Consider the following 19,861-nt stretch of genomic DNA (forward strand, 5'->3'; position numbering starts at 1 on the left):
ACCACGTCCTGCGGGCCCGGCCATCGGCCGGGCTCTTTTCTTTCCTGGAGGCACCTTGTGATCACAAAAGCACCGGACGCCGACACCTTGGCGGTCGGCTGGGAGCTGGAGCTGATCGACCCTAAGCGCAACCATCGCAAGTTCTACCGGTTGGTCGTCGCCGGCTCGACCGTGGTGACCAATTACGGCCGAATCGGCCAAAGCGGAAGTTTTCGGGTCGCGCAGTTCGACTCCGTCACTGAGGCCCGGGACAAGGTCGTCGACACCACCCGCGCCAAGGAGCTCAAGGGCTACACGGGATCGATCGAACCGGTGCGATTCACCGTGCCTGACCAGCTCATCACCCACTGTGTCCGGGGCGACTCCCTTGCCCGCGCCGAGCTCATCAACCAATTCCTGAACGCCTGCTGATCCTCCCCGACATGTCCCTGAGCAACGAAAAGAGCCGTTCATGAGCACTCCTACGGCCACTCAGGCCGCCCAGATACTGGCCGACCTCACCAGTGATGACGACTTTTATTCCGGTGTTCCCACCGGCATGACTTCCGCGGCCACGGCGGTGGCCCGACCGGTGGCGCTGGCGCCGGTAGGAGAACGCATGCGCCCCAACGGTCAGATCTACAAGCCGCGGCAGATCGGACCGCACGAGGACCTGGCACTGATGCGTGCTGCCCAGCTTCGCCGCGAGAGCGTCCTGCTGTACGGGCCGCCCGGCACCGGTAAGACCGCGATGATCGAAGCCGCCTATCACGATGCACCGGGCCTGGAGTCGGTCATCGGCTCAGCCGACCTGACCGAGGCCGACCTGGTCGGCACCTTCGTTCAGGACCCGGTCACCCGCGCCTTCACCTGGGCACCTGGACCGCTGCACCGCTCGGTGCTGAAAGACGTACCACTGCTGGTCGACGAGATCGCCCTCATCGACCCGAAGGTGCTGTCGATCCTGTACCCGCTCATGGACGGCCGCAGCGTTCTGCAGATCACCATGAACCCCCAGCTGCCGCCGCTGAAGCTGGGACCGCGCTGGATGGTGGTCGCCGCCTGCAACCCCGATGTGCCCGGCGCGCAGCTGTCGGAAGCGCTCAAGAGCCGCTTCGCTCACCACCTGCTCGTGGGCACCGACTGGCAGCTGGCGCGTGAGCTCGGCGTGCCCGACACGGTCGTCACCATCGCCGAGAACCTGGACCGGCGCCGCATCAAGGGAGAGATCACCTGGTCACCGCAGCTGCGTGAACTCCTCTCCTTCCGCGACCTCGCCCCGGCCTACGGACCGCAGTACGCAGCAGCCGCACTGGCCGCCAGCGCCCCGGAACACGACCGCGATGAACTGATCACCGCGCTGCGCAAGTTCTTCCCCAACGTCACCGCCGCTCGAGTGGAAGGCCGCTACGGCGCATGAGCACATTCCCCACCGCGCAGCGCCGCCGCACCGCCCTCGCCTCTCCCACCGATCCACACCTCGATCAGGCACGCCAGGAACTCACCGCCCGCCTGAACCACATCATCGGAGTCTTGACCGGCCGCACCGATGTCCTGCTGGACACGGTCTGGGACCAGCCCGAGGACGTCCCCGCAGCACTCTTCGACATCACGCGGGCCGAGATCGTCATCAACGGGGACCTCGCCCTGCCACCCGGCACCGATCCCGCCGATGTCGATCCCACCACCACCCACGGGCGGTTGGCGCACCCGGTGCTGATCGGATTGTGCTGCCATGAGGCCGGTCACGCCCGGGCCCACGGCTGGAACACCTCCGAACCGGCCGAACGCAGCCGCACCGCACCCCGTGCGGGCGAGCTGGCCGGTTGGCTGGAGGAGCTGTGGATCGAAGCGGGTCAGCTGCGTCACCGTCCCACCGACCGGCGATGGCTGCGCGCCGCCGCACGCCATCTGATCAAACCGCCGGACCTGCCCGACGAGCCGACCGAGCAGCAGCTGCGCCTAGCCGCCGGATTCAGTGCGATCTTGATTCTGGGCCGCGTCGACGCCGGCGTACTGGATGCCGCCGACGTCGACGCGATCGATCAGCAGGTACGAGACGTGCTCGGCGACCAGGTCCTGGCTGAGCTCACCGATCGGTGGTGTCAGGCCCTGGCCCTGAACGAAGGCGACGTCGACGGCCTGTTCACTCTCGCCGAGGAAATCCGTGATCTCCTTGGCCTCGACGACGACTTCCCCGACGCCCTCCCGTTCCCCCCTGGTATGGGCTGTGCGCTGGGCGCGCCTGCCGCAGGCGGCTCGGCCTCCGACTCCGACGGCGCGAGCGCAAGTGGAGCCTCCGCGAGCAGCGCGCACCCACTGGCGGACGCGGTGGCCGACCTGGCCGGGGAAGTGTCCGAGGCCAGCATCACCCAGGCGGCTGCCGACCTGGCCGACCTCGAAGCGGCCCACGCTCCGGACGCCGACGCCATGGCCGGCCGCGCCCACGAGGCCACCGAACGCGCCGCCGCTGCCGCCCAAGCCGCCTCCACATTCACTCCCGGCGGCGGCCACGGCACCACTCCGGACGGACCGGTAACCGGACAGCGCTCGCCTGCAACAGTCGAGCGGGTGGCCGCCAACACCTTGGCCATTCAGCTGCGCCGGGTCCGCTACCGCGGTCGTGCCACCACCGTCACCTCCAGCGCGCTGCCACCCGGACGGCTGTCGGGCCGGACCGCCGTGCTCGCCGCGGCCCAGCACGCCATGGGCCTGCCGGTCACCGCACAGCCTTTCCGTCAGCTGCGCCGCCGTCACGTCGACCAGCCGCCGCTGACGGTCGGTATCGCCGTCGACGTCTCCGGCTCCATGGAGGACACCGCTCGCGCGATGGCCAGCCTGTCGTGGGTGATGGCCCACGCCGTCGCGCAGGTGCAGGGCCGTTCGGCCACGCTGGCCTGGGGGAGTGCCCTGACTCCGTTGACATGGCCCGGCCAGGTACCCGGCCAGGTACCCATCCTCAACACCAACGAGGGCACCAGCGTCCTGCCCGAAGCGATTCGGGCACTGGACGGGGCGCTGGGGCTGGCCACCGGGCGAGGAGCCCGCCTGCTGGTCATCGCCTCCGACGGCGAATTGGATGGGACGGTTCAGATGCGCACTACCCAAGCACTGATCGAACGGCTGACTCGATACGGCTGCGGAGTGCTGCAGCTGTGCCTGGACGGCACCGCCCACGTACTGCCCGGCGCAGTCCCCGTATCGGCGACACGTCCACAGGAGGCTGCTCGCGCTATCGGCCAGACCGCGATCGACGCCCTCCGCCGGGCTAACGCCTGACCAGCACACCGCGACGCTCCCCTGCCGCCGATCGGGCCCGGACGTCATCACCGGCGGCAGGCCCGCTACGGCTACTCCCTCAACTGACCATTCCCGAAGGAATCCGATGGACGACCTGTTTGAGCACGACATCCAGTACGCCACCCGCGCACCCGACGGCACCATCACCGAATATGACCTCTACGACTACCCTTCGCACTGGAACCTGCCGTGCACTCCCGGTGAGACGCTTTTCCGTATCGTCCGGACCGACCATTACGCCCATAACCGCGTCGCCGATGTCGTCTCCGACTGGCACGACTTGCCCCGCGGCCACACCATCCAGTACGGCACCCGCAACGCCGACGGCCAGACCGCGCCCGTGCCCGTCTACAACATGAACACCCGCCGCATGCACCTGCAGGCACATGGTCTCCACAGCATGGCAGGTGAGGGCAGCGACATCGTCGTCCGCGTCGCCGCCCTTGACCAGCACGGCCGCCTCACCGCTCCCTACACCGAGTGGATCACTATCCCCTCCTGACTCCAGTGGATATCAGCCCTGCAGATCATCATCTGTGGTCATCTTGGCCCCCGCTGCCCGGCCCGCCGCGAGCCGGGTCAGCCACGCCGTTCACGACCCGAGCAGATCAGCTGGCGGCCGCAGGAGCCCTGGACGACACCCCTGATCCGCTCCTGATCCACGGAGGACGCCCAGAGCCAGGGCATGAACTACACCAGTCGCCTCCACGTGCCTGACCGCGCCCTGCCCGCGGCCGACATGGCAGCTCAGGTGCTCCGCCCCCAGCATTCGCCTATTGACCGGCCCATCCCGCTCCACCGACGGGCCGGTCAACAGCCGCTGCCATCCCGACCGCCGCTACTGACCAGCCCTTCAACCACAGGAACCCTCCTCGCCATGCACGCCGCTGCCCACTCGCCCCCCGATCCGCCGGGCCGAATCCCCATCACCGACCAAGCCGCCATGGACACCATCCACGCGGTCCTCACACGTCTCGGTGCAACCCCTGATGCCTTACCCGGCATCGCTGACATCGTCCGAGCCACCGGCCGCCTGTTCCCGCAGACCACACCGGTAGACGTTGAAGTCCTGGAAAGCCAAGATGGCCAGCAGATCGCCTACGTGCAGGCCGGAGACGTGGAGATCTTCGTCTCCCCTGAACCCGGCGCAGGCGTGCACTGCGACTTTCACACCCGCAATGACCGTTCCCGCGAGCTACTGCAACTCGCCATCGATGGCCGGCCCGTATCCGAGACGCACCAGACATTCGCCTCCCCCGCAGCATGCACCGACTCGCCAAGGGAGAGCAGCCGTACCGGTCGATGACCCTGCTGTCGAGTCGGTGTGGTTCTCCCTTGGATTACATCCCAGAGCTGCTCCCTACCCGGCGGCACACCTTCCATTGGAAGGGGGCCGTCAGACGCGAGATCCGCGGGCCCGGCCTTGACAGGGCCGGGCCCGCGGCCATGCAAGGAGAGCAGCACAAGAGGCCGACAGCGGGATTCCGTCCCCGACTCCCTGCATCGTGCGGCCCCGGCGTCGGGTGGCAAGGTGGGCGGAAACCCCCGCCCTTACAAGATCTTTTGCGCCCTTCGCCTGCATAGCCACCCTCCGGGGTCGAAGGGCGCAAAACATCTTGACGGGCGGCCGCCCGCCTTGCCACCCAAGCTCGCCGGCACCGCTGCCTGCAGTCGTTCGGGACGGAAACCCCACCGCCACCCCGGCGGTACCACCCGAGAACGTGACCAGGCGAAAGGTGCGCGTCATGGCTATTGGAGACACGTCAATCACCATCGTCGGTAACCTCGTCGACGAGGTCGAGCTGCGCTTCACCCCGACCGGGCAGGCGGTCGCCCGCTTCCGGATCGCCTCCACCCCCCGCTTCCTGGACAAGACCACCAACGAGTGGAAGGACGGCGAAGGCCTGTTCCTGACCTGCCAGATCTGGCGGCAGGCCGCCGAGAACGTCGCCGAGACCATGGGCAAGGGCATGCGCGTCATCGTCCAGGGCCGGCTGCGCCAGCGGACGTACGAGACCAAGGAGGGGGAGAAGCGCACCGTCTACGAGGTCGAGGTCGACGAGGTCGGCCCCTCCCTGAAGAACGCGACCGCCAAGGTCAACAAGGTTGCCCGTCAAAACGGCGGCGGAGGCGGCTTCGGCGGCCCGGCCAACGACCCGTGGGCTTCGGCGACACCGGCCGGGCCCCAGAACGGCGGCTACGGCGCGGAGCGGCCCCAGGGTAACGGTAACGACTTCAGCGACGAGCCGCCGTTCTAGGCCTCCTCCAGCCGCCCTCTGCGGCGAAACACCGTTTTAGATCTACTTCGATCAGCCCTGGCCTGTGCTCTCGCAGGCCAGGGCTTTCCCATCGTCCGGTCTGCGTGCTGGACGCGGCCGTGCCGAGCTCGGGGGTCCCGGCACGGCCACCGGCTCCTTTCCTCGCCCCCGTTCCGCACAAGGAGGCTGCACATGGTCAGGTCCCTATCGCGCGAGTCCGCCATCGACGAGTTGGAAGGGCTCGTGCGATTCCTGAGAGATCATCCAGAGCTTCCTGTCTCGACCCACGTCGTCGCCATCGTTTCCGCTGAAGGCCTGGACACGGTTGCTGAGGTGCTGCGCCACTACGGCTGCGACGAGGACCGCACCACCTTTCGCCGCATGGTCACCCTGGAAGAAATGGTCACCAGGGGAGAAGACGTCGACCTCTACCCGCTCTGGCCGATGCACTGGCAGACACTCCCTCCCGGAGGATTCCTGACCCCAGCCGTCATATCCGGCCTGGACGCTTCCCGCGAACTGGACAACTGCCCGCCCGCTCCGCCCCAAGACGGAATGGGTCTGTTCTGGGATCACTGCGGAAACTTCTCCGTGACCAGCCAGGTGGAGCCGGACGGCAGTGGTCGCGCGGACAAGGCGCTGCACACCTGCAGCCGGTTCGGCGACTACACCGGCGTCAGTGTCCTGATCGCCGTCTCCAAGGACGGCCGCTGGCAGTGGCGCTGCTTCGGCTGCCCTGGTACGGCCCCGCGGTTCGGGCTGTGCCCGCCGTGCGCGGAGCGAGAGCTCCAGCAAGGTGACCCTCCGTTCTGACCCCGCCCCGCTGTCACCCGGCAAGGGCATGCCGCTGCCGGGTGCACCGCGCGCCAGAGCAGAACACTTCACCGGCCGCTGATCGTCCTGCGGCCGCGAGCGTGCCTTCGAGCTGGCGAGCATTCATGCTCAATCGCGATGCGTCTCCGACGGCCAGGAGAAACCTGCCTCTGCCGGCGGTCGCGCACCCTGGCGGTCTCCCTCGAGCGCAGGGTCCAGCTCCAGCCCGGTATCCGCCGCAGCTGAGTCCTTTCGAACTGTCCTCGGCCTGCGCTGCTTGCCGCGGACCGTACGGGGACGGCCACGTGACCGCCCCGGCTCGCTCTCGAAACCCAGGTCCCCTAAGTTCTCCGGTCTCCAGCCTTCCCGCACCGCCTGCTCATACAGCTGCTTGAGGGTCTTTGCTATAGCCGCGCGATCCTTGCCGAGGTTGGCGATCTTGTCATCGATGTCCTCGAGCTGAGCTGTTGCCGCAGCCAGCTCGCGAATGACTGGCATGCGGTCTTCGAAGATCTTCTGGGCTCTCTGCTCAACGTCGCTGACTCTGTCCCTGACTTCCATAACTGATCAAAGTAACGATCACTTCGTCTTTCGGAAAGAGCCTGCCCGGAAGTAACCACCGCCTCCTGTCCGCACCGCTGTCTGCCCAGGGAGTAAGGCACTCCAGTGCGTCATCTCCGCTACAGAACCGGTGCGGCAGCGAACCCATCCGCCGCGAAGACCATACGCCCGCCCTGGCCGATCATCCCTTTCACGTTCCTCAACGGAAGAACCCATAGCCCTCACCGACCCAAGCTCGGCGACTTCGCCGCACAGGTCGCCGCTACCGCGGCCGCCCGGCGTGGAGATTACCGCTACGACGATCGACGGTGTGTACGAGAATCCCGTCAGCGTCGAGCGGGCAGCCCACACGGTTGCGGGCCTCCGCCAGGAGGACGACTTCGACCCCAGCGACTACCCCGAGTGTTGCCCGGCGCTGAAAATGCCGATGAATCAGGCGTTCAGGATGCCGACGGTCTGGAACGAGAACACCCCGCCGGTGGCGGGTCCGGCGGGGTGTCCATCGGCGAGGTGTCGTCGTTCGTCGGCATGGTGCCGGTCGGTCAATCGACCACCTCGCTGACCGCGGAGCGGGCTGCGGCCTCGTCGACGAGGTTCTTGCCCGAGGCGAACGCGGCGACCAGGGACTGCAGCGACAGGTTATTGACCGCCCGGGGATAGCCCCGCGAGGTGGTGTGGATCAAGGACATCGCGTCCTCGGTGAATAGCTGATCAGGGCGCCCGACCAGGTTGAGGTGGTGTTTGACATAGCTGGCGGTCTCGGCCGAAGTCATCCCCGGCATCGTGTAACGAAGGGCAGTGCGTTGTTCGAGAGCGGCCAGGACCGCCAATTTCATGGTCCGGCGCAAAGTGGGCTGGCCGACCAGCAGGCAGGCCAGCGGCGAGTCCTGATCCATGCCCTGGTTGGTGAGCATGCGCACCGTCTCCAACTGCTCGTAGTTGAGCAGGTGGGCCTCGTCCAGGACCAGGACGGGGGTGCGTCCCGTTCTTCGCGTTCGGCCACCAGGGCCTTGCCGACCTGGACGGCCAGGCGGGAACCGAGGTGGGCGGGGTGCTGGCCGAAGGTGTTGACGATCTCCTCGTGGATGCCGCGGACGCCGATCATCGGGTTGGGCAGGTAGATGACGGTGTGCTTAGAGGGGTCCAGGCCGGCCAGGGCGGTGCGGACCGAGACGGTCTTGCCGGCGCCGACCTCACCGGTGACCACGCCGATGGAGCGTTCGCTGATGCACCAGCTGATGCGGGCGACGGCCTCGTTGTGGGAGCCGTGGCGGTGTAGCATGCCGGGCGCCAGGTCCCGGCCGAAGGGCATGCGGGAAAAGCCGTAGTGGGCCTGCAGTTTCTCAATCACGCTGATCCTCGATGGAGTTGGCCGGCCCGATCACAGGTCGGTGAGGTCGACGGCCGGGGGTTCCCAGCCCAGGGCGGAGTAGTTGACCTTGTCGGCGAGTTCGGCGCTGTGCTGAGCGTCGATCAGGCCCAGATAGTCGATGCCGGTCGTGGGTTTGGGTTCCTCGGCCGGGACCTCGGGGCGGGCCTTGGGGTGGCTGTTGCGGCTGATCTGGAACGGCAGCGCGGTGCCCGCGTCCAGGCCGTCGTTGCGCACCCGCAGGAAGGTCAGGTCGAACGGGTCGAAGACCAGCTCGACGCGGTAGCCGACCAGCGTCGGGTCGACCTGGTAGCGGTTGCCGTGCAAGGAGACCAGACCGGTCTTGGAGACGGTGCGGTGCTCCGACCAGCGGAAGGCCTCGGCCAGGTCGGCCCGAGCCGGGACGGGGAACGGGGCGCCGTTCATCCAGCGAGCCAGCGGGGCCATGGCGGTCTCGGAGTGGGTGCGGCGGTGATAGACGCCCTCGACCCAGGCGGTGAACAGCCGGTTCATCTCCGCCAGGTTCCCGATCTGCCGTCCTGCCTCGCCCTCGCCGGAGGCGATCTCGACGGTGAATTCGCCGTTCACTGTCCGAAAGAACCGCTCGATCTTGCCTCGGCCCTGGGGCGGCCCGGCGCCGAGTGGACCAGCTTGATGCCGAGCTTGGCGCAAGCCCGCAGCAGCCAGGAGTCCACGAACGCCGAGCCGTTGTCGACGTAGACGTATTCGGGGACGCCTCGGGCGGCCAGCGCCGGACGCAGCGCCGCGGCCAGGCGGACGGTGTCTTCGGCAAAGCCCCAGCGATGGCCGACCACCGCCCGCGAATGGTCGTCGATGAAGGCGAACAGGTAGGTCTTGCGGCCGTCGATGCGGGGGCCGTGCAACGCGTCGCCGGTCCAGATCTCGTTGGGCCGATCGGCCTCAAACCGGCCGAACACCGCCGGTTCGGCCGGGGCCTTGAGCGCGTTCAGGCCGGTGCGCACGAACATCCGCTGCAAGGTCCGCTCGTCCGGCGCCCAGCCGTGCTGGGCCGACAGGATGCGGCGGATCTGCGCGGCCGACCGCGACGGGTTCTCCTTTTTCAACGCGGTGGCCAGCTCGAACACCTCCGGCGGGGTGCGGGGCTGGGACTGGCGGGGGGAGGGGACCAGGGCGTCAAAGCCGCCCCGGCGCCATTCAGAGATCCACCGATCCAGCGTCCAGCGGGTGATCCAGACGGTGCGGCCGTCGGGGTCGGTGTGCGGGACGCCGGCCAGCGCGCGCACCAATGCGCCGCGCTGGCGCCCGGTGAGCGTCGGGTCGGCCGCCTCCCTGATCAGCATGTAGCGAAACAGGCCGATCTGCCGGGCTCGCTCCAGGCGTGCGGCCTGGTCATCGTCCTTCTTCGTTGTCAACGCGACCTTCCTGGGGGGTTGTCATGTGACAGGACCCGCGAAGGCTCGCAGACACTCGCCGCCCGGGGTCAGGGGCGGCTGGTGTTGATCGACGATCAAGGCCAGGAGGGGGCCAGCAGATGGCCCCGGCTCACCGCGCAAGCCAGCCGCCAGGGCGACACCTCACCGATATCCGGCCAGCGTGAGGCCGCCGCCACCGACGCGCCGACCACCGCGGCGACCGCGTCAGCGAACGGCGTCGCGGCCGGTGCGGGTGGCACTGGATCGACGCCGGTGTCCACCAGCAGCACCGTGAAGCGGATCCGCACCTGTTCGGCCCGGCCGGCGAAGCGCCGCAGCCAGCCGCGGACCGTCTCCACCGGCCGGCCAAGTGCTGCTGCGATCGCCCGGGCCCCTGCCCCGGCCGCCTTCGCCGCCAGCGCAGCCCCTATCACCTCCGCTAGATCCGCTCGCCTGACCAGGGCGAACACCGGGAGAAGGACATGCGAGACACCACATCCCGCGCAGCGGGCTCGCCGGGGACGAACCGTCACCGGCATCGAGCCGCTTCGCAGCACCCGTTCCCGAGCCCATCCCCACGGGCCCAGCGAATCACCGCAATCCGGGCATGCCAACTCCCCGTTGGACAACTGGCACTCGACCTTCGCCGCGTTCGCCCCTACCGTGAGCACAGCGCCTCCGTGCGCTACACGGCCCTCCCGGGCACTCGGCCAAAAGAGACACCGGGAGGGCCTTCGCATGCCCTTGGTCGGCAAGGTGCCGCCGCCGATGAACTCATGGGTCCCAGGGACATGCATCCGAATTTGTCGGCAGACAGGATGCCCCCAATTCGCCGCGTTCGTAGGCATCTTCAGCGACGTTCAACACCCCGAGCTGTTCACCATCTATGAAGCCGACGAGCCGGTGATCACGGCCATCGAGGAGCCTGACCCGGACGCCGACCGGCGCATCGCCGCAGAGATCGTCCACATGCTCACCGAAAAGTTCGACCTGTGATGGACTTCCGGAGCCTCATGGCAGGCCCGCCCGCCAGCCCGCCACGCGCCGGCTGCCGCACACGTCCCCACTCGCGGACCAGTACGTGACCGCACTACACCAGGGCGGCGCCATCAATGCCTACCAGCTCCACCTGCTGACCGGCCACGGCACCCACCGCCACGGATGCGCCTTCCTCATACCGCGCGACCAGGGGTACCGCATCTGCCGCGCCAGCAGCGCCGTGTGACAACACCGCACCCACAACGCGGCCACGAGACATTCACCACGCCACACGACCTGCATACACCAGCGAAAGGACAAGTCGTGGACACGGACTCGAACCTCACCCGCGACCCCCGGTACGCGGACGTCATCGTCATGTACGCCGTCATGTACGAGGACAAGAGCGACAGCGTGGAGGTGATCGCCGAGACCCCCGAACTCGCCGAAAAGTACATTGCGGGCCAGTGGTCCACCGAGGGCTACTCGATCGAGCAGGTCAAGGTGATCAGGGCACTGCCTGAGCCGCGGCCGCTGTACATCATCACCGGTCGGCTTCCTTACAACCCGGCCAAAGAGGCCACTCGGCAACTGGACGACGACCCCGTGTTCCCTGGGCTCGGCAACGGCACAATCGTGCCGCTCGATCACGTTGTCGGCAAACTGTCCGAATACACCCCGTACGGGTGGGACGTGCAGGCTACTGGCTGGAACCTGAAGCAGACCGAGACGACGTTTAAGCAGCGCATGAACGAGGCCCGACAACTGCGGGCCACCCGCATCGAGGAGTTCAGCGGGTTCACCCACGGGTGCGTCGTGCGCACTCCCGGCGGCGAGACGATGCTACGCGTCGTCCGCCCGGACGGTGTTCCCTGCTGGAAGTCCCCCACCAGAGTGCTGTACGACGCAGACATCGACCCGAGCACGCTGACGGTTATCGCACCCGGCGACAACCCAGACCACCCGACGGTATCGCCGCCTACCAGCCGGGGAGACGCGTAACCACCTCACGGCCTACCCAGGCGAACCCGCGCCCTATCCGAAGGACACCGGTAGCGCCGCGCCGAGGGCGGAAGACGCCCTGACGGAGAACCCGCCACCACGGCCGGGTGCAATGCCACGCCCTGTTCCACGACAGCGCCGTCGGCCAGGAACGCCTAGCCAGCCGACCCGAACCTCTCTCCTCAGGATCTTCCACCAAACCCACCCATGCCTTCCGCACGACCAACAATGACGGAGGCGGCCGCGCACTACTCGGGCGGCCGCCTGCCGACTCCGTCCGGTTACTGAGGCGCCCCTGCAGATGTCTGACGTCATCTGTGCTCAACTCGCCGATCTGCTGGACGATTCGGGCATCCTGTCGCTCATCGACGTCGAACTGGCCATCGGCCAGGCCCGCTTGGCCCACCCGGAGAGCAGCCGCGCAATCAGATCGCCGGGCTGTTGCTCAACCAGTACATGCCGCCCGCGCCGGACCGGTGATAGCTGGACCTGCGCGGCGGCGGCATGCTCGTCGGCCTCTGCCACTGTGACGCCCCCGCTGACCTGCCCGACTCCATCTACGAAGAAGGGAACACGATGACCCGGAGAATCCGCCCCGCCGCCAACCCGAACACCAGCCGCAGCGTGATCGTCACGAAGGCGGGCCTGAGCGGGTGGGCCATCACCACCGGGGCGACCGACGCGGAGGGCGTCACCAAGTTGACCCTGACCCGCGACAACTGGACTGTCATCGTCACCTGCCAGGGGCAGACGGCGTCCTTGGCCGCGATCCAGTACCCCGGCCAGTCCTACCTGGCGGGCGTGCTGTCGCTCAGCATGATGTTTCGCTACCTGTGCGGCGACCGGGCGTCCATGTCGGCCTTCGCCCGCGGCCAGCGGGTCGTCGTCGGAGGCCGGGCCGGGGTGGTGGAGGACATCATCCCCAACGAGGCGAAGGTCCGGCTCGTCGTCCGCTACGACAACGGCAGCCTGGGGGAGCCGTACACCACGCACGTCCGCGCCGAGAAAGAGGTGACGGCGTGAGGCCGGTTCGCCGACCGATCGCGCTGCTCAACCACCCGGTCTACCAGGACCCGGACGGCGAGCACACCTACACGCTAGCCCCGGGCGTCTGCGGCAAGGACTTCCACGTCCCCGGCTGCCCCAAGCTCAAGGACATCGAAGGGGTCACCGAGGTGACCGGCACCTACGACGGCATCTTCACCTCCCGAACCATGCCATGCAAGCACTGCCAGCCGCACGGGCGGCACAAAGTGACCCTGCCGGACGGCACCGACCGCTACCGGCCGATGGGCCCGATCGCTGTCGGCAATCACGGTGACCGTGACGCGGAGTACGGCGAGTACGCCCTGTGCGAGCAGCGCAAGGGAACGTGGCGGGTCCGCGAGTGGGCCGCAGACGGGCCGGCCGCGCTCGCCCGCGCCGCCGAGCTCGGGGTGAAGGTGATCCTCGGCCCGCACGACGCCCGCCACGGACTTCCGATCGGACCCACGGAAGGCCAGCTATGACCACGGACACCGCCCGGTCAAGGCGACGACGTGACCAAGGCCCTGGACAGCGTGTACGTCGTCCTGCGCGTCCGCGAGCGGACGCCTGGCCAAGGCCCGCCACTCAGTGACCAACACCGTCTGACATCTGGTCCCGCGCACCGGGCCCTGGGTCAGGCTCTAACCACCGCATCGGCCCCCCTCTGGTGACGGGACCGATAGCGGTACCGCAACCAACGGAGGAACTCGTGACCGACGGCATCCCCCCGGCCCGCATGAAGTGCCCAACGTGCGGTGAGACATCACGCATCATCACCCGCGGCGATTCGCGGGGAACGATCGTCTCGGCGTGCTGCGAGGCAGTGATCCCCGAAAAGAACGACGAGCCGGCCGTGCTCGTCGAAGACGGCAAGCTCGTCTGCCCCTACGGCGACTGCGGCGCCACCAACCAGATCTTCGAGCTGGACGTGGCGACCCGCAGCAACCACCTGGTCATCGACGACGAGGAGACCAGCGCGATCAAGGCATGCACCGGTGACTCGTCGTTCGAGACGGACGGCTACGAGTGCGATGGGTGCGCACGCGCTGTGGCCCTGCCGGACGGCTACGAGGTCATCCAGTCCTGACCGCTGATACCGGAAAGGATCACCGCGATGATCGACCAAGCCCGCGACCTGCTTACCGAACACGAACCTGGCAACCCACGCCCACAGGGAATAGAGCCCCGATGAGCCGCCAGTTGGCCCTGCGGCTGTCACCTATGGTCGCGTTCTACCAAGTGGATGTGGCCGAGGCCGAGGAACACCTGATCGCCTGGCGCCACCCCCTGCACCTGCCCGATGCCGAACATCCCACCGGCAGGCCCTACACCCGTCCATTCGGCAGCCTGGCCTTCGTGATGGAGGACCGCGGCCGGCGAGCAGCCACCGTCGTGCTGGCCAGCACAATCAACCCAAGCGTGTGCAAACCGCAAGGCTGGCACAGGTATAACACTGTGGATCTTGCCAGAATCGCACGGAGCCCGGACCGCCGTGACCAGCAGTGCCTGCGGGCTGTGCTGCGCATCACGCGCGAGTACCTTGTTCCACTCTGGCTGGGAACGTACCCCCGCTGGGATGCGCGCAGCGCCGAGTTGTGCGGGCAGTCACAGATCGAGGCACTGGCGAGCACAAGTCTGCCCGGCACGCCCGGAAATTTGTACAAGTTCGACGGATTCAAGCGCATCCGGGTCTCCAAGGGCCCAAAGGGTGGAGGCCACCAGCGCCCCAGCGCCGCGAACGCAATCGCCGACGGCGCGCGAGGCCTGTGGGTGTACCCCTACCCGCAACCGGTAACGCTCGCCAGTGTTTCGAGAAAGTCCCAGGTGGGCTGACGGATCGGTAGATCGCGCGAACGGCAGCCGCGCTGGACGTGACCCGCCGGCCAGGAAACTCACCTCCGGTGCCGGGGGATCCACCAGCAGACCTCCGGCGCCACCATCTGGTCGTCCGCCTCCTCCGCGGCACCAGCTCGCCCTCCAGCGCCGACAACCGGCACTGCGGCCTGTCACCCTCACCGCGAAGCTCCCGGCCGCCCAAACATCGCTGTGGTTTCCCCGGCACAGGGCCCGCAAGCAAGCCGAGCCCCACCCTCAGGAAGGAAGGCCGTGAGATGGCCGATTCCGGCGCGAGCGCATCCGCCCGCACCTCCCGGTCCATGGTGAATCATGTTCCCGCAGATGACGCAGTGGCCTCGGTGACTTCCGCTGCTCATGAACTCGCCCTGCCCGACTTGTCCGGCTGGCGGTTCCTCAGATGCGGCTGCACGGTGTGTTACCAGGGGCACCCTGGCCGGTTCTCTCTGCACTTCTCCGTGGCCACACGGTGCCCGCAGGCTGAGGAACTCCACGACGCCCACATGGCGCAGGCTCTCGCCGAACTTGATCCCGACCGGCCACCCCGCATCCACGCTGACTGGATGGCCGCCCATGCTGCTCGCCGGGACCTGTACGTGGCGACCACGCTGCACTACGAACCCGATCCCGCGATCGACCCGCAGGGGTTTCAGCAGTGGAAGAGCGCCGCTGAAAACGAGATTCCCCGCTATGGGTACACTCCCGGCGGCCGCGCCATCCACACCACGAACGACCCTGACTACGGCCGCACCCGGTGTGCGTGCGGGCTGGCCTGGGCGGCCAATCACAGCCCCGGTGACGGCACCGGATGCCCCGAGCACCTCAAGCCCCGGCACATCCGGCACCCCAATCTCGACACTCCCGCCGATCAGGAGTTCCGAGCCCGCTACGAGATGTGGGCCGCCGAATTCGCCGAGCGCCGCGCTCAGCGTGCGCGCCGCACCTTCCGCTGTGTCTCCTGAAGCGCACTGGCCGGTGCGGCGATCGCATGACCCCGGCCAGGGCTCGGGCGCCCAGCTGACAACAAGGAGGTGTTGATGAAGCTCATCCAGCTTCGCCTCGCGCTGCTGGGACTCCTCCCGCTGCTCATCGCCGAGTTCAAGAACACGACGTTCGAGGAACGCCGGGACCCGGCGGCCGCCGACGCGCAGACCATCGCCTCCCGTGCCGACCAGCTCATGTTCCCCGACCCCAAAGCGAAACTCTCTGGAGTCCTGACGAGTATCGCCCGGGGTCTAGCCATCGGCGCCTATCAGCCCGGCGGCATCACCGTGCTGGGCATCCACGCCTGCGTCTACGCCCACCCGCACTGCCCGGCAACCCCCGGTGAACGCCCCTCGTGCTGCACCTGCGACCCCGGCCAATGCGCCACCGGCACCGGCCGCGCATGCCCCCAGGAGTGCAGTTGGTGCGCCAACGGCTGCTCCACCGACGGCGCCTGCTGCCCGCCCCCTTGCCCGCTGGGGCGCATCTTCATCGTTGAGAAGTGAAGCCTGCCTTCGCGCCCCCTGCAGTTTCCCTTCTACCTGCGGCCCTGCTGGTCACGCTCCTCTTCCGATGTCCCGCTGCGGCCAGCGAATCCTCACCCTGTGCCCGTCGTTCGGGCGCTGACATCCTCCACCCGGCGGGGCACAGCACACGTTGCCGAGCCCGCCCTGTCTGAAAGAAGGTGATCCGGCGATGACCGATTCCGATCTGCTGTCCCGTCTTACACTCATGCGCCTGGCCGAGCCCGGCAGCCTGCTCATCAGCCAACTGGTCCAGAACCTAGGAGCCGTCGCAACTGTCGAGGCGATCCGGTCCGGCACGCTGAAGGAACTGCATGCGGCAGCCGAGGACGACGACGCCGGCGAGCTGACACGGCAGCTGCCCGACTGGCAGAAGCGCCTCGAAAAGGCCGATCCGGTAGCCGACCTGGAGGCCGGGCAGAAGAGCGGAGCCCGTTTCCTCACCCCTGCCGCCGCCGAGTGGCCTACCTGCCTAGACGATCTTGGTACGGTGCAACCCCTAGGATTGGCGCAACCCCTAGGATTGTGGGCACGTGGGCCCGTCGACCTGCGAGCCGCCTGCCAGCGGGCGGTGACGATCGCCGGATCCCAGGCCGGCACCCCTTACGGCGTCCACGTGGCGACCCGTCTCGCGTCAGGTGTCGGAGAAGCTGGCTACACGGTCGTCTCCGAACTCACCCCCGAAATCGGTGCAGCCGCACACCGTGGAGCGCTGGGCGAGCTGGGGGCCACCGTCGCGGTGCTGCCCTCGGGCATCGACATGCGTTACCCGCAAGGACACCACTATCTGTTCGATGTCATCGCCGACCAGGGGGTCCTGATCAGTGAGTGTCCTCCCGGCACCATCTCCACGTGGTGGCGGACGTGGGCCCGTCACCGCATCACCGCCGCCCTGGGGCAGGCTACCGTGATCGTCGAGGCAACCTGGGACGGCGGCACGATGGCCATCGCCAACCGCGCCGAGATGCTGCGCCGGCCGCTGGGCGCGGTACCGGGGCCGATCGCGTCCGGGAGGTCCCAACCCTGCAACTGGCTTATTCGCGACCGCAGGGCGGTACTCATCCACAATCCGGAGCACGTGATCGCGTTGGCGGCGCTGGATGCCGATCCGCAGGAGCACGCATGACCCTCCCGACCTGCGCGGCTTTCCGTACGGAGGTGGACCTTCAGCCCGCGGCGGTGGAGGGTCTCGACGACGACCTCGGCTACGGCCTGGTCCTGCGCGACAATCATAGCCACCAACGGTGCGTCGTCGCCGGCACCCCCGACGAGCTGATGATGGTCATCCGCTGTATCACCGAGCGGGCCAAAGCCGTCTTCGGGCTCGACCGCCGCCACATCCCCGACCAGGAGCCGGCGCCGATCCGGCCGGTTGTGTTCGGCCCTCATCAGGCCGTCGATGTGGCGGTGCTCGCACCGGGCTGCGTTGTGCGCCGCTGGACGGAGTCCGACGACCCGGACGCCTGGGACGAGGACGGCTGGACCTACACCGGCAGCGCGGTGCGCACCACCGCGCCGTGCTGCAGCCGCACGATTCGGGTGGCCCTGGAGCACGCCGAGCAGGACGGGCCGCTGATGTGCCCGTGGTGCCGCGTGCTGTATCAGGCAGCGCTGATACAGGAAGACGATGGCGGTTACCTCGCCTGCTTCACCGTCCAGGCCGTCGATGTGCCTATGGTTCCGCGCCGAACTCGGAAGCGGTGCCAGTGCGGAGACTCGATTTACTCACGAAAAGGCACATGCCCCGAGCCGGGAGAACGGGACCACCTCTCGTGCCCCCGGCGCGCCGGCTACCTGGGCCGCGACCGCACGACACGTCCTGAACCGCCATCGTGACCGAAGGCGCTGGTCAGGGCAGCCTGTGGGACGACACCGAGGTCACCACCGACGACCTCCCCGGGGATGCCGCGCAGCACCGAGTGAAGCGCTCACGGCCATCCACTCACCTGCCGCATGCCCGCCGCAGCAAGGAGGCCCAGGCTCAGGCGTGCCGGCCCGTCTGCCGCATCTGCCGTCGCCCTGAAGGCCGCGGCCGCTGCAGTCCTCGGTGCGCCATTGTCTGCACGCACACCGCTGAACCGTGCCAGGTCGGGCTGTGCCTGGTCACCACCCGTGTGCAGGCACGGCTCGTCGACCGCGCCGGACGCCGGCTCGCCGTCGTCGATGACTGTCCTTTCTGTGGGCGTACCCACTGGCACGCCGCCCACTACGGCCACCACTACCGGACGGCCTCCTGCGGTCAGCCCTACCTCGTCACTCTCGCCCGGCCGCGGCCCATGTGGATGGGATCAGCCCGGCCGTAGACCGACATCTCGGCGGGGCCGCGCAGCAGACGCTGCGCGGCCCCGCCTTCGTTTCCCCGCTGAGCCGAAAGGTCCACCTGATGGTGAACTTCCAGCGCAATGATCGCGTTGAACTCGTCCGGACCACGGACGAACACACTCGTCTTCAGCCCGGCGACCGCGGTACGGTCACCCGCGTCGACCACAGCATGAAGGTTGTCGGCATGCGCTGGGATGACGGTTCCAGTCTCAGCATGCTGCTCGACGAGGGCGACGAGATCCGGCTCCTCGAAAGGCCCACCTCGTGATGACGCGTTTTTCTGTAGACACCCGCATTGAGGTGTTTCCCGCCCTGCCTGAAGACGTCGAGCACGGCCACCTCCTCCACCTGAAAACCGAGGGCGCCGCCACTGTCATCGCCCCGGTTGATGTGGCTGTGGGCTTCCTCGCCTACGCCCGGCAGGTGGCTGACCTCGTGACCGCCACAGCTGACGGCGACTACACGTTCAGCGTCCGGTATCTCAACGTCGACACCGCCGCCCTGTTGCACGAGAGTGACCTGGACCCCGGCGCGGACGCTTACACGGACGTCACCTTGACCGGCACCTCCGGGTCGCGGATCAACGTGCACCGCGCTGCCCGGCAGATCGGCCACCTGTGGTGGAACGCCACGTCGGAAATGTGGCACGCCGTCGCCGTGGACGATACGCCGATCGGCGAGCATCAGCTGCGTGTCAGGGCTGTTGCCCTGGTCGTGAACTATGCCCAGCAGGCGGTGGGCACCCCGTGGGGGTGGCTCATCACCCGAAAGCATGCCGCCAACGATGACGCGCTGGTTTTCGGTCCGCACAACATACAGCTGCAGATTCTCAGCAGGCTGGAGCGCGGAGAAGGCACGCAGTTCCGCTTGCGGGATGCTGACGGAAACCTCGGCTACGAAGGTCGCATCATCGCAGAAGACGGCGGTCCCGCGTTGCTGTTCATGCTGCTGGAGCGGGCCAAGAGCAGCACCGGCTGCACGTCGATCGAGTACCTGAACGAAAGGACCAACGGATGGGTGGAGCTGTAACCATCGCGCACCTCGTCTTCAAAACCCATCCGGACCTCGACCGCTACATCATGGTCTACAGGCTGGGCCGCCCCGCTAGGTAGCGGCAACCGCGCCGCGATCGAGAACCTGTGCCGCCGCAGCTGGCTCGGCCGTCCCAGAGCGATTCGATCGCGCTGATACCACCGGCACCAGCGCCATGAGCGGGACAGGCGGTTGGAACGACGGCGTCCTGGTCTTGCGAGAGTTCCCCACCCTGCTGCTGATTCTTGTACTCAGGCTTCAACCCCGAGCTCGCCGTCCGGGGCGCGAAAGGAACGTCTGGTTCGTTTCCCGGGAAGGTCCCGATCCGGGTTGTCATCTCGGCGCCTTTTCTGGGTCTATCGCGGAACCCTTCCGCTCCGGAAGGCCGAAGCCGCTTCGCGGTCGCCTTCGGCGAGCCTTCCTGCGCTGCAGGAACCCGCGATCGAGACGACCCAGGCGCCAAGA

General features: G+C 67.8%; 22 protein-coding genes and 2 pseudogenes. 20 read left to right on the forward strand and 4 right to left on the reverse strand.

Annotation, left to right across the window (positions count from 1 at the left end):
* Positions 1–57: 57 nt before the first annotated feature.
* From ACQPYK_RS49515 to ACQPYK_RS49545, 7 genes are all read left to right on the forward strand, one after another.
* Positions 58–411, forward strand: coding sequence for a WGR domain-containing protein (locus ACQPYK_RS49515; protein WP_433259220.1), 354 nt, complete (start codon positions 58–60; stop codon positions 409–411).
* 40 nt (positions 412–451) lie between these two features.
* Positions 452–1,399 (forward strand): AAA family ATPase, encoded by a 948-nt coding sequence (locus tag ACQPYK_RS49520; protein WP_433259222.1) that lies wholly within the window; start codon positions 452–454, stop codon positions 1,397–1,399.
* Entirely contained in the window at positions 1,396–3,258 is a 1,863-nt protein-coding gene (locus ACQPYK_RS49525; RefSeq protein WP_433259224.1) for a hypothetical protein, read from the forward strand. The genes ACQPYK_RS49520 and ACQPYK_RS49525 overlap by 4 nt, the downstream gene beginning before the upstream one ends.
* A gap of 106 nt (positions 3,259–3,364) precedes the next feature.
* Positions 3,365–3,781 carry a hypothetical protein gene (locus tag ACQPYK_RS49530; RefSeq protein WP_433259225.1) on the forward strand — a complete coding sequence of 139 codons (417 nt, stop codon included), beginning with the start codon at positions 3,365–3,367 and terminating at the stop codon, positions 3,779–3,781.
* 441 nt (positions 3,782–4,222) lie between these two features.
* Positions 4,223–4,585, forward strand: coding sequence for a hypothetical protein (locus ACQPYK_RS49535; RefSeq protein WP_433259226.1), 363 nt, complete (start codon positions 4,223–4,225; stop codon positions 4,583–4,585).
* 439 nt (positions 4,586–5,024) lie between these two features.
* Positions 5,025–5,537, forward strand: coding sequence for a single-stranded DNA-binding protein (locus tag ACQPYK_RS49540; protein WP_433259227.1), 513 nt, complete (start codon positions 5,025–5,027; stop codon positions 5,535–5,537).
* A 192-nt stretch (positions 5,538–5,729) separates the two neighbouring features.
* Positions 5,730–6,350: a hypothetical protein gene (locus ACQPYK_RS49545; protein ID WP_433259228.1), complete on the forward strand. Its 621-nt coding sequence runs from the start codon at positions 5,730–5,732 to the stop codon at positions 6,348–6,350.
* Between the two features lie 129 nt (positions 6,351–6,479).
* On the opposite strand, the gene ACQPYK_RS49550 is transcribed toward ACQPYK_RS49545, so the two are convergent.
* The 4 genes and pseudogenes from ACQPYK_RS49550 to ACQPYK_RS49565 form a co-directional block, all read right to left on the reverse strand.
* A complete protein-coding gene (locus tag ACQPYK_RS49550; protein ID WP_433259230.1) occupies positions 6,480–6,911 on the reverse strand; it encodes a hypothetical protein in 432 nt (143 codons plus the stop codon).
* Positions 6,912–7,453: 542 nt separating this feature from the next.
* Positions 7,454–8,262: pseudogene (locus ACQPYK_RS49555) on the reverse strand (ExeA family protein).
* Positions 8,263–8,292: 30 nt separating this feature from the next.
* Positions 8,293–9,602, reverse strand: a pseudogene (locus ACQPYK_RS49560) (DDE-type integrase/transposase/recombinase).
* 167 nt (positions 9,603–9,769) lie between these two features.
* Positions 9,770–10,108: a helix-turn-helix domain-containing protein gene (locus ACQPYK_RS49565; protein WP_433259232.1), complete on the reverse strand. Its 339-nt coding sequence runs from the start codon at positions 10,106–10,108 to the stop codon at positions 9,770–9,772.
* Positions 10,109–10,412: 304 nt separating this feature from the next.
* Here ACQPYK_RS49565 and ACQPYK_RS49570 point away from each other — a divergent pair, with 304 nt between their 5' ends.
* The 13 genes from ACQPYK_RS49570 to ACQPYK_RS49630 all read left to right on the forward strand — a co-directional run bounded on the left by ACQPYK_RS49570 (position 10,413) and on the right by ACQPYK_RS49630 (position 19,393).
* The gene (locus ACQPYK_RS49570; RefSeq protein WP_433259233.1) at positions 10,413–10,670 is read left to right on the forward strand and encodes a hypothetical protein; all 258 of its coding nucleotides are present in this window, start codon (positions 10,413–10,415) and stop codon (positions 10,668–10,670) included.
* An 85-nt stretch (positions 10,671–10,755) separates the two neighbouring features.
* Entirely contained in the window at positions 10,756–10,899 is a 144-nt protein-coding gene (locus ACQPYK_RS49575; RefSeq protein WP_433259234.1) for a hypothetical protein, read from the forward strand.
* Positions 10,900–10,976: 77 nt separating this feature from the next.
* Positions 10,977–11,654, forward strand: coding sequence for a hypothetical protein (locus ACQPYK_RS49580; RefSeq protein ID WP_433259236.1), 678 nt, complete (start codon positions 10,977–10,979; stop codon positions 11,652–11,654).
* 576 nt (positions 11,655–12,230) lie between these two features.
* Complete coding sequence (locus ACQPYK_RS49585) at positions 12,231–12,677, forward strand: hypothetical protein (RefSeq protein WP_433259238.1); 447 nt, start codon at positions 12,231–12,233, stop codon at positions 12,675–12,677.
* Positions 12,674–13,162 (forward strand): hypothetical protein, encoded by a 489-nt coding sequence (locus tag ACQPYK_RS49590; RefSeq protein WP_433259240.1) that lies wholly within the window; start codon positions 12,674–12,676, stop codon positions 13,160–13,162. The genes ACQPYK_RS49585 and ACQPYK_RS49590 overlap by 4 nt, the downstream gene beginning before the upstream one ends.
* Positions 13,163–13,389: 227 nt before the next feature.
* On the forward strand, positions 13,390–13,767 hold the full coding sequence (locus ACQPYK_RS49595; RefSeq protein ID WP_433259241.1) for a hypothetical protein: 378 nt from the start codon (positions 13,390–13,392) through the stop codon (positions 13,765–13,767).
* Between the two features lie 101 nt (positions 13,768–13,868).
* Positions 13,869–14,513, forward strand: a complete 645-nt coding sequence (locus tag ACQPYK_RS49600) for a hypothetical protein (protein WP_433259242.1) — start codon at positions 13,869–13,871, stop codon at positions 14,511–14,513.
* A gap of 479 nt (positions 14,514–14,992) precedes the next feature.
* Positions 14,993–15,496: a hypothetical protein gene (locus tag ACQPYK_RS49605; protein WP_433259243.1), complete on the forward strand. Its 504-nt coding sequence runs from the start codon at positions 14,993–14,995 to the stop codon at positions 15,494–15,496.
* A 75-nt stretch (positions 15,497–15,571) separates the two neighbouring features.
* A complete protein-coding gene (locus tag ACQPYK_RS49610) occupies positions 15,572–16,024 on the forward strand; it encodes a hypothetical protein (protein ID WP_433259245.1) in 453 nt (150 codons plus the stop codon).
* Between the two features lie 190 nt (positions 16,025–16,214).
* Positions 16,215–17,168 (forward strand): DNA-processing protein DprA, encoded by a 954-nt coding sequence (locus ACQPYK_RS49615; protein WP_433259246.1) that lies wholly within the window; start codon positions 16,215–16,217, stop codon positions 17,166–17,168.
* The gene (locus tag ACQPYK_RS49620; RefSeq protein ID WP_433259247.1) at positions 17,165–17,878 is read left to right on the forward strand and encodes a hypothetical protein; all 714 of its coding nucleotides are present in this window, start codon (positions 17,165–17,167) and stop codon (positions 17,876–17,878) included. Before ACQPYK_RS49615 ends, ACQPYK_RS49620 begins: the two co-directional genes overlap by 4 nt.
* Positions 17,879–18,425: 547 nt before the next feature.
* Positions 18,426–18,632: a DUF4314 domain-containing protein gene (locus ACQPYK_RS49625; protein WP_433259249.1), complete on the forward strand. Its 207-nt coding sequence runs from the start codon at positions 18,426–18,428 to the stop codon at positions 18,630–18,632.
* Positions 18,629–19,393 (forward strand): hypothetical protein, encoded by a 765-nt coding sequence (locus tag ACQPYK_RS49630; RefSeq protein ID WP_433259250.1) that lies wholly within the window; start codon positions 18,629–18,631, stop codon positions 19,391–19,393. The genes ACQPYK_RS49625 and ACQPYK_RS49630 overlap by 4 nt, the downstream gene beginning before the upstream one ends.
* Positions 19,394–19,861 lie beyond the last annotated feature (468 nt).

Origin of the sequence: Streptosporangium sp. CA-135522, assembly GCF_050949235.1 — a bacterium.
Classification (GTDB): domain Bacteria; phylum Actinomycetota; class Actinomycetes; order Streptosporangiales; family Streptosporangiaceae; genus Streptosporangium.

Bases quoted from the DNA above. Each gene is read 5' to 3' on its own strand.
- ACQPYK_RS49520 (WP_433259222.1), top strand. From the start codon at position 452: ATGAGCACTCCTACGGCCACTCAGGCCGCCCAGATACTGGCCGACCTC.
- ACQPYK_RS49525 (WP_433259224.1), top strand. From the start codon at position 1,396: ATGAGCACATTCCCCACCGCGCAGCGCCGCCGCACCGCCCTCGCCTCT.
- ACQPYK_RS49530 (WP_433259225.1), top strand. From the start codon at position 3,365: ATGGACGACCTGTTTGAGCACGACATCCAGTACGCCACCCGCGCACCC.
- ACQPYK_RS49535 (WP_433259226.1), top strand. From the start codon at position 4,223: ATGGACACCATCCACGCGGTCCTCACACGTCTCGGTGCAACCCCTGAT.
- ACQPYK_RS49540 (WP_433259227.1), top strand. From the start codon at position 5,025: ATGGCTATTGGAGACACGTCAATCACCATCGTCGGTAACCTCGTCGAC.
- ACQPYK_RS49545 (WP_433259228.1), top strand. From the start codon at position 5,730: ATGGTCAGGTCCCTATCGCGCGAGTCCGCCATCGACGAGTTGGAAGGG.
- ACQPYK_RS49550 (WP_433259230.1), bottom strand. From the start codon at position 6,911: ATGGAAGTCAGGGACAGAGTCAGCGACGTTGAGCAGAGAGCCCAGAAG.
- ACQPYK_RS49570 (WP_433259233.1), top strand. From the start codon at position 10,413: ATGCCCTTGGTCGGCAAGGTGCCGCCGCCGATGAACTCATGGGTCCCA.
- ACQPYK_RS49585 (WP_433259238.1), top strand. From the start codon at position 12,231: ATGACCCGGAGAATCCGCCCCGCCGCCAACCCGAACACCAGCCGCAGC.
- ACQPYK_RS49600 (WP_433259242.1), top strand. From the start codon at position 13,869: ATGAGCCGCCAGTTGGCCCTGCGGCTGTCACCTATGGTCGCGTTCTAC.
- ACQPYK_RS49610 (WP_433259245.1), top strand. From the start codon at position 15,572: ATGAAGCTCATCCAGCTTCGCCTCGCGCTGCTGGGACTCCTCCCGCTG.
- ACQPYK_RS49615 (WP_433259246.1), top strand. From the start codon at position 16,215: ATGACCGATTCCGATCTGCTGTCCCGTCTTACACTCATGCGCCTGGCC.
- ACQPYK_RS49620 (WP_433259247.1), top strand. From the start codon at position 17,165: ATGACCCTCCCGACCTGCGCGGCTTTCCGTACGGAGGTGGACCTTCAG.
- ACQPYK_RS49625 (WP_433259249.1), top strand. From the start codon at position 18,426: ATGGTGAACTTCCAGCGCAATGATCGCGTTGAACTCGTCCGGACCACG.